Here is a 10,507-nt window from a genome sequence, read left to right as displayed (position 1 = left end):
ATGCGGATCGATCTTCTCCTGCTCGATGTTGATGGCGTGCTGCTGCACTACCAGCGCGCACAGCGCGTGCTGCATCTGGCGCAGGCGCTGGGCGTGCCGACCGCGCACGTGCAGGCCGCGCTGTACGACAGCGGGCTCGAAGCGGCACACGACAGCGGTGCGCTGGATGGCGAGCGCTATCTGGCCCAGCTTGGCGAACGGCTCGGCACAACGGTAACGCTGCACACCTGGATCGCCGCACGGCACGCGGCCAGCCACCCGCAGCACGCCGTGCTGCAACGGCTGAACGCCCTGCGGGTGCCGATGGCGGTGCTGACCAACAATGGTGCCTTGATGACGCAGGCGCTGCCGACGCTGCTGCCGGAGCTGTTTCCCAAGCTGCAGGGCCGGGTGTTCTGCAGCGCGGACTTCGGCCTGCGCAAGCCTGCACCGGAGGTATTCCTGCGCACGCTCGCAGCCCTCGAGGTGGCACCGGCGCACACGCTGTTCGTCGATGACCTGTTCGTCAACGTGCGCGGTGCACGCGCAGCGGGCCTGCACGCGGAAACCGTGCAGGACGGACGCGGACTGGGGAAGGTGCTGAAGCGCTACGGGGTGCGGTAGCGCCGGGCCATGCGCGACGAGCGCAGCGGAAAAGCAACGCCGGGCATGGCCCGGCGCTACCTTGGTCAATGATCAGCGCGCGGCGACGAACGCGGCAATCGCCGCGCGCAGGCGCTTGAGGCCTTCGGCCACTTCTTCGTCAGTGATGTTCAGCGACGGCACGAAGCGCAGCACGTCCGGGCCAGCCTGCAGGGTCAACAGGCCCTGCTCCGCAGCGTGGTCGAGGATGGCACCGGCCTGGCCAGCGAACTCCTTGCTCAGCACCGCACCCAGCATCAGGCCGCGACCGCGCACCTCGCTGAACACCGTGAACTCATCGTTGATGCGGGCAAAGCCATCGCGCAGCGCCTTCGACTGGCGGCTGACATTGGCTGCGATCTCGGCCGAGGCCAGCTTGCGCAGCGCCACGCGGGCGACGGCCGCGGCCAGCGGATTGCCGCCGAAGGTGGTGCCGTGGGCACCGAACTGCATGGTCTCGGCCACCTTCGGGCCGGCCAGCATCGCGCCGATCGGGAAACCACCGCCCAGTGCCTTGGCCAGGGTCACCATGTCCGGCACCACGTCATCCTGCCAATGCGCGAACAAGGTACCGGTRCGGCCCATGCCGRCCTGGATCTCGTCCAGCACCAGCAGYGCGTYGTGCTGGTCRCACAGTTCGCGCACGCGCTTGAGGAAACCGGACTTGGCCGGCATCACCCCGCCGATCACGCGCTTGTCGGCCGGGCGGCCCTGGCTGGAGGCCCACTTGCGGACCATCTTGATCGCCACTTCGTTGGCTTCGGCGCCGGAGTTGCACAGGAACACGCGCTCGGCGAAGCGGCTGGCCTTCACCAGTTCCTCGGCCAGGTGCAGCGGCGGCGCGCTGTAGAACACGTTGCTGGTGTGCCACAGCTTGCCGGCCTGTTCGACCAGCGCGGCGACCAGGTCCGGGTCGTTGTGGCCCAGGCCGCACACGGCGATGCCCGCGGCCAGATCGATGAACTCACGGCCCTGGCTGTCCCACACGCGGGCGCCCTGGCCTCGCTCCAGCACCACCTGGCGGGGCTTGTACACCGGCAGGTAGTAGTGCGACAGGGAGATCAGCGGATCGGTAGCGGCGGTCATGGCGGTCAGCAGGGTTCAGGAATGCCCATTCTCGCGCTGGAACCCGTGCGGCACAATGCACGCATGCGACCGTTTTCCGCCCCCCAGCTGAACCCCGCCACCGAGACCGGCTGGCGCCGCCGGTGGTTCGACATCATCTACCGCCACGACAGCCGGCCCTCGCGCAATTTCGACCTGCTGCTGGTCTACGCGATCATCGCCAGCGTGCTGGTGGTGATGTTCGACAGCGTGCAGCGCTTCCACATCGCCCATGCCGACTGGCTGTACGTGCTGGAATGGGGCTTCACCATCCTGTTCACCGCCGAATACGTGCTGCGGCTGGTGGTGGTCAAGCGCCCGCTGCGCTACGCGGTGAGCATCTGGGGCATCATCGACCTGGCCTCGATCCTGCCGACCTACCTGTCGCTGTTCATTCCCGGTGCGCAGAGCCTGCTGGTGGTGCGCGCACTGCGCATCCTGCGCGTGTTCCGCATCCTCAAGCTGACCCGCTACATCGAAGAAAGCGGCGTGCTGATGCAGTCGCTGTGGCGCAGCCGGCGCAAGATCCTGCTGTTCCTGTTCACGGTGGTCACCATCACCATCATCGCCGGCACGCTGATGTACGTGATCGAGGGACCGAACCATGGCTTCACCAGCATTCCCAGCAGCATGTACTGGGCAGTGGTGACGATGGCCACGGTCGGCTTCGGCGACATCGTGCCGCAGACCGTGCTCGGCCGCTTCGTCACCTCGGTGCTGATCCTGATCGGTTACAGCATCATCGCCGTGCCCACCGGCATCTACACCGCCGAACTGGCCAGCACCATGCGCGATGCCGAGCTGGCCGCGCGCCGCGATGCACGTGGCTGCCCGCACTGCGGGCTGGAGGGCCACGAGCCGGATGCGCGGCACTRCCGCAAGTGTGGCGGACCGCTGCCGGATACGTTCAGCCACTGACGATGAGCCCAGCCGACGGCCGGCCCCACCGAAGYCAGCGGAGTAGATCCACGCCATGCGTGGATGAAGCCCCACCAAAGGCACACAGCAGATCCGCGCGATGGACGAATGCGGCATCCCGCATCCATCCATCGCAGTCGACCCACTGGCTCAATTCATGCGATTGCTGGTGGTCACCAGATCGTTGTAGGCGGCCATCACTGCCGCCTCCGAGCCCGCAGGCGCCGATCCGACACGGCCACTGGATGTCCGTTCTTCCTCGCGCTCACGTTCGGTGAATGCCTTGCCTGATGCAAGGCGCTCGACGCGGCGCCCGGCATCCCGGATCAGCACGTCCGTCGACCGCTGTACATGTGCCCACAGCGGGTTGTCCCTACCCACCCCTGCATCCTGCATTTCCTTGACCAGCGCTTGGTAGTCGGCCAGCTGCGTGCGCGCCACCTGCAGGTCCGGCGCCTCTCCCTGCAGCGACAGTGCCAGGCGCTTGCCGTCACCGATGATGCGCAGGTGGTAGTACGCCAGTGAACGACCTTCGTCCGCTTCGATCTGCTTGAGCTGCGCGGCACGGCGTTCCTCCTCGTTCTTCTCCAGCGCCGCGTCCAGGGCCTCGCTGGCCTTGAAGAAGTCAGCGTAGGCCTGCATCAGCGGCGCATGCTGGGCGCGCATCCCTTCGCCGTTGTCGCGCCGATAGTCCTCACGGGTGAAATAGCCATCAGCGCGTTCGATCAGCGCATACAACGACTGGAAGGCCGCCTGGTACTGCCGCACCGGCTCATCCAGCGGCGTGGCCGGCGTCCGGGCCAACGCATCGGTCAGCGGTTGGCCGCAGTACTCGACACGATGCGACAGCACCTTGCCCGGCGAGCGCGGCTGCGCTTCCTTGCCCGTCGGCCCCGCTTCGGGATCCTTGATCCAGCCGGTATAGGTCTGGAAGCCCTCGTGGATGGGCTGTTCGACGCCGTTGTAGCACTCGATGTAGGCGTTGATCTTCTGCAGGCCCGGATCGGCCACCGGCAGTCCTGCCGATCCGTTGCAACCAGCGAGGGCGGCGGCAGCGCCGAGCATAAGCAGAGAAAGTACACGCGCGGAAGAATTCAAACCGGTTCCTTGCAGATATGAGACGGCGCACATTCGCGCGCGCGGTGGAACAGCCCGCATATGCGGACGCCGATGCCATCGAGACGACGGGGCACCCCATCCTTCACGTCGCAATCAGCCTGCTCGAATGCGACAGAAGTGGGTGCAGCGCCCCGGATTACTGGCGGTTGCTCTGGAACACCAGTGCGTTGTAGATGTGCAGCAGTCGCCCGGCCGAGCCGCTCGGCGCCATCGAGGGCGAATCAAGCATGCGTCGTTCGAAGTCGGTGTAGGGCGTGTTCGCGCTGACGCGCTGCAGGCGCTCCTTGCCTTCGCGGCGGAAGTTCTCGGCCTCGCGTTCGAAGCTGTTCCAGTCCAGCTTGCCCGGCTCCTGATCGGCCACTTTGGCATGCGCTTCGTCGGAAATGCGGTTGAAGGCGTCCAGCCGCTCCCGTGCCCGGGCCACGTCGAAGTCGTCCTCGCCCATCATCTCCATGATCGCTTTCGCTTCCAGCATCATCGCCAGTCGGTAGTACTCGCGGGTGCGTCCTTCGGCCTGCTCCAGCGCCTTGAGCTGTTCGCGCTGGGCAGCGTCGTTCTGGCGCTCCAGTTCGGTGTTGAATGTTTCACTGGCAACCACGAAATCCTTGAAGGCGGTCATCAACGGCGCGTGCAGCTGCTTGCCCTTGGCAAACTTGTCGTCTTCGAAGTCCTGACGCTCGTAGTAGTCGTGGGCTTCCTTGCTGATCGGCACCAGCGCCTTCAGCGCCTGCTGGTAGTGGCCGGCAGCGGCATCGAGATCGGCAAGCGCCGGCTTGGCAGCGATCGCCTCCGTCACGGGGGCGTCGCATTGCTTCATGTCGTAATCGCCGATCTCGAATGGTCCGTACACGTTCGTCTCGCGCCCGCTCGGGCCGGCGTCCACGTCCTTGATCCAGCGCGTGTAGGTCTGGATGCTGCTGTGCGTCTTCGAATCAAGCGCGTTGAAGCAGCCGATGTAGGCGTTGAGCTTTGCGGTCAACTGCTGTTGGGCGTCAGCCGATGCCGTGCTGGCCTCCGGCTTGCCGGCGGAACCCGGGTCGCCGTCGGTTGCGGGCGCCTTGCCACCACAGGCAGCCAGAAGAAGCGACAGCGAAGCGGCCAGTGCCGCGATGGAAAGAGTACGTGACATGGGCTCACATCCCTGTTGAAAACGATTACAGCCGCGCATTCTAGCGCAGCGGGCCGAAGGCGGCAGCCATCGGCCTTTCCCTACCGGCTGGCTCAATCCAGGAACAGATCCGGCAGCAACGRACGCGACGCATCCACCGCATACCCGGAAAGATCGGTCACGCCAGCTTCGGCCAGCACCTCGTCATCGATCAGGAAACGGCCGTGGAAACCGGCCGCCTCGCGCACCAGCACCGCATGTGCAGCATCCGCCATGACCTGCGGCGTGCGACAGCCGCCGACGTCCACGCCCGGAATCATGTTGATCGCATCGGTCGCAATGACCGTGCGCGGCCACAGCGCATTGACCGCCACGCCCTGCGGACCGAACTCGGCGGCCAGGCCGAGGGTGACAAAGCTCATGCCCATCTTCGCCAGCGTGTAGCCGGTATGCGCGCCCCACCACTTGGGCTCGAGGCTCGGCGGCGGCGCGAGGGTCAGGATATGCGGGTTCGGCGCCTGCAGCAGGTACGGCAGGCAGGCCTGCGCACACAGGAAACTGCCGCGCGAATTGACCTGCTGCATCAGGTCGAAGCGCTTCATCGGCGTGTCCATGGTGCCGCGCAACCAGATGGCGCTGGCGTTGTTGACCAGGATGTCGATGCCACCGAAGGTGTCCACGGCGGCAGCAACGGCCGCCTGCACCTGGTCTTCTTCGCGGATGTCGCACTTCAGCGCAAGGCCCTGGCCACCGGCTGCAATGACGGCCTCGGCAGCACTGTGGATGGTACCCGGCAGCTTCGGATTGGGCACCGACGACTTGGCGGCAATGGCGACGTTGGCGCCGTCACGCGCGGCGCGCAACGCGATCGCCAGGCCGATGCCACGCGAGGCACCGGTGATGAAAAGGGTTTTGCCCTGCAGACTGCCCACGTTCCACACTCCAGCGTATGCAATGAGCCGCTAGTATGCCGCGCCGACGCGGAGTTCACCGCACGTTGACGATACTGGCGCCCCGGTCACTGCACGAGGTCCATGCCATGCGCTGTTCCCGCCTGTTGTTGCCTGCCCTGGGCCTGGCCCTGCTCACCGCCTGCCAGGGCCGCTCGCCCGAACCCGGCAGCGCGCCGGCCAAGGATGACGCCGCCAGCGTCGACAAGGCCACCGGTGATGGCAAGCTGCGCTGGAGCGAGGCCGTTGTCTGGGATGGTGACCTCAACGCCTGCCGTCAGGGCGACAGCGCGGCCACCCGCGATTGCCTGCGCGATGCGATGCGGTCCGGTGGGGCCAGTGCCGATGCGGTCACTGCGGCCGAGCAGCTGTCCACCGGTGGCGAACTGGCCTACGTGACCGCCTGGCATGAACACGACGGCCTGGGCGTGGCCACCGTCGAGTATCCGTTCCGCGCCAATACCAATGAAGGCACGCGCCTGGTCGATGCCGCAGGCAAGCGTATCGACGTGGATGCGGTGCAGCTGGACGACACGCTGCGCGCCGATCCCGGCGTGCAGGAGGTGCTCAAGGCGCATCCGCAGGCCACGCCGTTCGCGCCGGCGCAGGCCGCGGGTACCGCGGCGCTGGATGGGGGCGGCATCCGCCTGCTGTACCGCACGCCGCTGCGCGACTGCCATGCGTGCCCGGACGTGGGCCAGCTGCAGATCGGCTATGACTTCGATGGCAAGCGCAACTTCATCGGCCAGCAGGTGGTGCCGGTGACGCCGTAGGGGTTTGCCGCGCCATGCGGCAACGCGCATCCACGCATGGCGTGGATCTACTGATATCCGCGCACCTGCTTGCTCAGCAGGTGCGGCGCGATCCATCGATGCACCGGTGCCACCGGCAGCATGTACAGGCGGCCGAACGCGTTGTGGGTGTGCACCACCGTCGCCACTTCCAACATATCGCCGTGCCATTGCAGCGCCAGCTGCACGCGCAGATGGCGGTCGTTGTCTTCCAGCACGATGGCATCCTCGTCCAGCGCCTGCAGGGTGAAGATGCCGAGGCGTTGCCCGCGCTGCGGATCGGCGGTCTGCTGCACTCCGCGCAGCGAGCCGAGATCCTTCATGCCCAGCAGCCGCATGCCCCTGTTGCGCAGCGCCATCAGTCCATCGAACCAGCCGGGCACCGTCGCGGCCATATCGCGGTAGGCCTGCAGCGCCGAACGGCCGTTGCGCGGCGCCGCCTCTTGGCAGGCATGGACGAAATCGGCACCCGGCAGTTGCGGACGCAGCACGCTGCCTTCGCTCAGCTGGGCGCTCACGGCTTGGGGCCCTGCCCTTCGTTGTCTTCCCAATGCAGGATGCGGCGGGTGACGAAGCGGTAGACCGGCTTGCCGGTGGCGAACCAGAGATCGCGTACCCACGAGGTGCGCTTGAGCACGCGCTTCTCCACCGGCGTCAGCGACTCCCGGCAGTACATGCGCTTGTGCTTGAGCAGGTGGCGCAGGTCCTCGCGCGCCAACAGTCGCATCCAGCGCGAGCGCGGGTCGCCTATCACTGCCAGCTGGAAGTCGATCAGGGCCGGTCGACCGTCCTCGGTCAYCAGCCAGTTGGCTTCCTTGGCCAGGTCGTTGTGGGCCACACCGCGCCGATGCAGCTGCTGCAGCAGGCGGCGTGCGGCGCGGAACCAGGCCACATCACCGCGCGGCGGGCGCTGGTACATCGCATCGCCGGCCATGAAGCTGCGGTCGAGGTGGCGGCCATCCCAGTCCAGCAGTTGCGGCACGTCGGCCATGCCATGGATGTGGCGCAATGCACGCGCTTCGCGTCGCGCCAACCACCACGCTGGCAACCGCAGCCACAGCGGCGTGGCCCCCAGATCGCGGCGCACGAAGGGGCCTTCAGGCCCCTGCACGAGGAGGATCCGGCCGAAACTGTCGGCCTTCAGTGCATGCGTTGGCGCGTCATTGGATACAGGCATGGCGACATTCTAGGCGATGACGCCGGTTGCAATCGGTCACCAAGCGGCTGGGAACCAGTCACCTTCACGCCCCTATAATCGGACAATGGACTCTTCATGGATCGACGCCACCCTCGCGTGGATTGCCGCTCATCCCGTGTTGGCGGGTGCGGTCATCTTTCTGATCGCCTTCTGCGATGCGGTCATCATTCTTGGCGCCATCGTGCCGGCGCTGCCGTTGCTGTTCGCCGTTGGCGTGTTCATCGGCCTGGGCCAGATCTCCGGGCCGTATGCGGTTGCCGCCGCGGCGCTGGGTGCGTTCGCCGGTGATGGCATCAGCTACTGGATAGGCCGGCGCTGGGGCGACCGCCTGCGTGGCGTCTGGCCGTTCAGCCGCTACCCGCAGCTGCTTGACCGGGGCGAGAATCTGTTCCGCCGCAATGCGTTCAAGAGCATCCTGATCGCCCGCTATGTCGGTGCCATCCGGCCGTTCGTGCCCGCCATTGCCGGCATGATGAAAATGCCCGCCAGCCGTTACGTGCAGGCCAGTGGCATCGCCAGTATTTCCTGGGCTGTGCTGTTCCTGGCACCGGGCTGGATTCTTGGCGAAGCCTATGATGCCGTCGCTGCCGTTGCCGGCCGGCTGGTAGTGGTGGTGGGCTTGTTGGCAGTGATCCTCAGCCTGGTCTGGGCCATCGTGCTGTACGGCTATCGCTGGTCGGCCGCGCGCATGGACAGCTGGCTGGCGCGGCTGCTCGACTGGTCCAACCGGCACCCGACGCTGGGCCGCTACACGGTGGGCGTGCTCGACCCGAAGCGCCGCGAATCGGTGCCGCTGGCGATGCTGGCGCTGATGCTGCTGTTGCTGGGCTGGGGCTGGTTCGCGCTGCTGACGGTGGTGGTCGCCCATGGCGAGCCGTTGGCGGTGGACCTGCTGGTGCACCAGGCGATGCTGGCCCTGCGCAATCCGCTGGCCGACTACCCGATGGCCGCGTTGGCCTCGCTTGGCGCATGGCAGGTGCTGCTGCCGGCAACCGCTGCCGCGCTGGGCTATCTGATCTGGCGCCGGCGCTGGATGGCGGCCGCCCATTGGCTGGCCGCATTGGCCTTCGGCCTGGCCCTGACCAAACTGCTCGGTACCACCGTCGATGTGGTGCGCCCGATCGATGCCAGCAGCGGCTTCGGCTTCCCGTCGGTGTCGGTGACCATGGCCACCATCACCTTCGGCTTCTTCGCGGTGCTGATCGCCCGCGAAATGCCCGGCCGCACCCGCGTCTGGCCCTACCTGGTGTCGGGCATCGTGGTCAGCCTGATCGGCTTTGCGCGCCTGTACCTGGGCGCGCACTGGCTGAGCGATGTCATCGGCGGCATGCTGTTCGGCACCTTCTGGCTGCTGGTGCTGGGCATCGCCTACCGCCGCCGCTTCAACCGCTCGTTCTGGGTAAAGCCGGTGGCATGGCTGTTCTACGGCGTCTTCGTGGTGGCGGCGATGTGGTACGCGCCGCGCAACATCGCCATCAAGCTGGAACGCTTCGAGCCGACCCTGCCGGCGCCGCTGGCGATGGACGCGCAGGCCTGGTGGCAGCACGACTGGGCGAAGCTGCCGGCGCGTCGCAACGAATTCGACGATGACCAGCGCTGGCCACTGGACGTGCAGGTGGCCGGTCCGTTGCCGCCGCTGCAGGCGCAGCTGGAAGCGCGCGGCTGGCAGGTACAGGCCCAGGCCGGCTGGCAGGAAGCGCTGCTGATGCTGGACAAGAACACCGGCGCCAATGAACTGCCGGTACTGCCGGCGACACTGGATACGCGCGTTGAAGCGCTGCTGATGGTGCGCCAGGGCGCGCAGGCCGACGAGCGTTACGTACTGCGCTTGTGGCAGGCGCCGGCGCAGCTGCAGCCGGGCGACACCCCGTTGTGGCTGGGCAGCGCACAGACCCTGCGCTACGAGCGCCACTTCCAGTGGATCGGCATGTGGCACCCGGTGCGAGGCATCGACCCGGCGTTGAATGCGGTCAAGGAAGCGGTGCAGTCGTTGCCGCAGCGCGAGGATGTGCAGCCGGAGACCGGGCTGCCGGTACTGCGGTTGAAGACCGCCACGCCGTAACGAAGCCGCCGGGCATGGCCCGGCGCGACTGCTCCGCTCTGGTAGTCGCCAACCTTGGTTGGCGCTTTCGGGAAAGGCTGCCAACCACGGTTGGCATCTACCGACGACGCCGGGTCATGCCCGGCGAGCACGACGGCCGGTTTTTACGGCATCCAGCCCAGCAGCTGCTGCAGGCGCTGGTGCGGGTCGTCCAGCTGCAGCAGTTGCAGGCGCTGCTGTTCGCTCAGCGGCAGCAGCTCGGCCAGCCGCCAGCTGACCCAGCTGGCCTGGTCCATCAAGGCCGGCGAGGCCGGTGCGAACGCCGTGCCCGCCTGCTCGATGATGTGGTCCAGTACCGTCGCCAGCAGCGCATGCTGCGGACGCAGTTCGTCATCGGGATCCTCATCGCACCAGCGCACATCGGCAACCACCAGCCCGTTGTCGCGCACGCGCGTGCGCTCGACGTGGAAACGACGGGTGCCGCGCAATCGCAGCTGCAGCACGCCATCGGCACCGACATCGAAATCCTCGATCTTCACCTGCACGCCGAAGGCGGCCGGCGTTGCAGGCGCTCCCACTTCGTTTCCTTCCAGGATCAGGCAGACACCGAAACCTTCACCGCTGCGGCCGGTTTCGCGCACCAGATCCAGGTAGCGT

Annotated in this window: 11 protein-coding genes; 4 read left to right on the top strand and 7 right to left on the bottom strand. The window is 66.9% G+C overall.

The window, feature by feature from the left end; all coding sequences use genetic code 11:
- A partial coding sequence (locus AC1VAN_RS04155; protein WP_032976733.1) for an HAD-IA family hydrolase occupies nt 1-603 on the top strand: 603 nt, incomplete at its 5' end.
- Between the two features lie 72 nt (nt 604-675).
- Here the strand turns inward: AC1VAN_RS04155 and AC1VAN_RS04150 are convergent.
- The gene (locus AC1VAN_RS04150) at nt 676-1,707 is read right to left on the bottom strand and encodes an aminotransferase class III-fold pyridoxal phosphate-dependent enzyme (RefSeq protein WP_480985322.1); all 1,032 of its coding nucleotides are present in this window, start codon (nt 1,705-1,707) and stop codon (nt 676-678) included.
- A 63-nt stretch (nt 1,708-1,770) separates the two neighbouring features.
- On the opposite strand from AC1VAN_RS04150, the gene AC1VAN_RS04145 reads away from it, so the two are divergent.
- Entirely contained in the window at nt 1,771-2,643 is an 873-nt protein-coding gene (locus tag AC1VAN_RS04145) for an ion transporter (protein WP_480985321.1), read from the top strand.
- A 150-nt stretch (nt 2,644-2,793) separates the two neighbouring features.
- Here the strand turns inward: AC1VAN_RS04145 and AC1VAN_RS04140 are convergent, their stop codons facing one another.
- The 3 genes from AC1VAN_RS04140 to AC1VAN_RS04130 form a co-directional block, all read right to left on the bottom strand.
- A complete protein-coding gene (locus AC1VAN_RS04140; RefSeq protein ID WP_425602699.1) occupies nt 2,794-3,708 on the bottom strand; it encodes a YiiG family protein in 915 nt (304 codons plus the stop codon).
- 190 nt (nt 3,709-3,898) lie between these two features.
- A complete protein-coding gene (locus tag AC1VAN_RS04135) occupies nt 3,899-4,891 on the bottom strand; it encodes a YiiG family protein (protein ID WP_032976736.1) in 993 nt (330 codons plus the stop codon).
- A gap of 92 nt (nt 4,892-4,983) precedes the next feature.
- Nucleotides 4,984-5,802, bottom strand: a complete 819-nt coding sequence (locus AC1VAN_RS04130; RefSeq protein WP_480985320.1) for an SDR family oxidoreductase — start codon at nt 5,800-5,802, stop codon at nt 4,984-4,986.
- A gap of 107 nt (nt 5,803-5,909) precedes the next feature.
- On the opposite strand from AC1VAN_RS04130, the gene AC1VAN_RS04125 reads away from it, so the two are divergent.
- A complete protein-coding gene (locus AC1VAN_RS04125; protein WP_025874183.1) occupies nt 5,910-6,593 on the top strand; it encodes a hypothetical protein in 684 nt (227 codons plus the stop codon).
- Nucleotides 6,594-6,640: 47 nt separating this feature from the next.
- Here AC1VAN_RS04125 and AC1VAN_RS04120 read toward each other — a convergent pair whose 3' ends face one another.
- Nucleotides 6,641-7,129 carry a DUF2867 domain-containing protein gene (locus tag AC1VAN_RS04120; RefSeq protein WP_442251834.1) on the bottom strand — a complete coding sequence of 163 codons (489 nt, stop codon included), beginning with the start codon at nt 7,127-7,129 and terminating at the stop codon, nt 6,641-6,643.
- Complete coding sequence (locus AC1VAN_RS04115) at nt 7,126-7,788, bottom strand: serine/threonine-protein kinase (RefSeq protein ID WP_480985319.1); 663 nt, start codon at nt 7,786-7,788, stop codon at nt 7,126-7,128. Before AC1VAN_RS04115 ends, AC1VAN_RS04120 begins: the two co-directional genes overlap by 4 nt.
- A gap of 85 nt (nt 7,789-7,873) precedes the next feature.
- On the opposite strand from AC1VAN_RS04115, the gene AC1VAN_RS04110 reads away from it, so the two are divergent.
- Nucleotides 7,874-9,871, top strand: a complete 1,998-nt coding sequence (locus AC1VAN_RS04110) for a bifunctional DedA family/phosphatase PAP2 family protein (RefSeq protein ID WP_032976740.1) — start codon at nt 7,874-7,876, stop codon at nt 9,869-9,871.
- Nucleotides 9,872-10,014: 143 nt separating this feature from the next.
- Here AC1VAN_RS04110 and AC1VAN_RS04105 read toward each other — a convergent pair.
- Nucleotides 10,015-10,507: LON peptidase substrate-binding domain-containing protein (locus tag AC1VAN_RS04105; RefSeq protein ID WP_480985318.1), on the bottom strand; the 493-nt coding region annotated here is incomplete at its 5' end.

It is taken from the genome of Stenotrophomonas sp. 05L44_2 (assembly GCF_056665995.1).
This window is presented reverse-complemented; position numbering and strand designations above follow the sequence as displayed.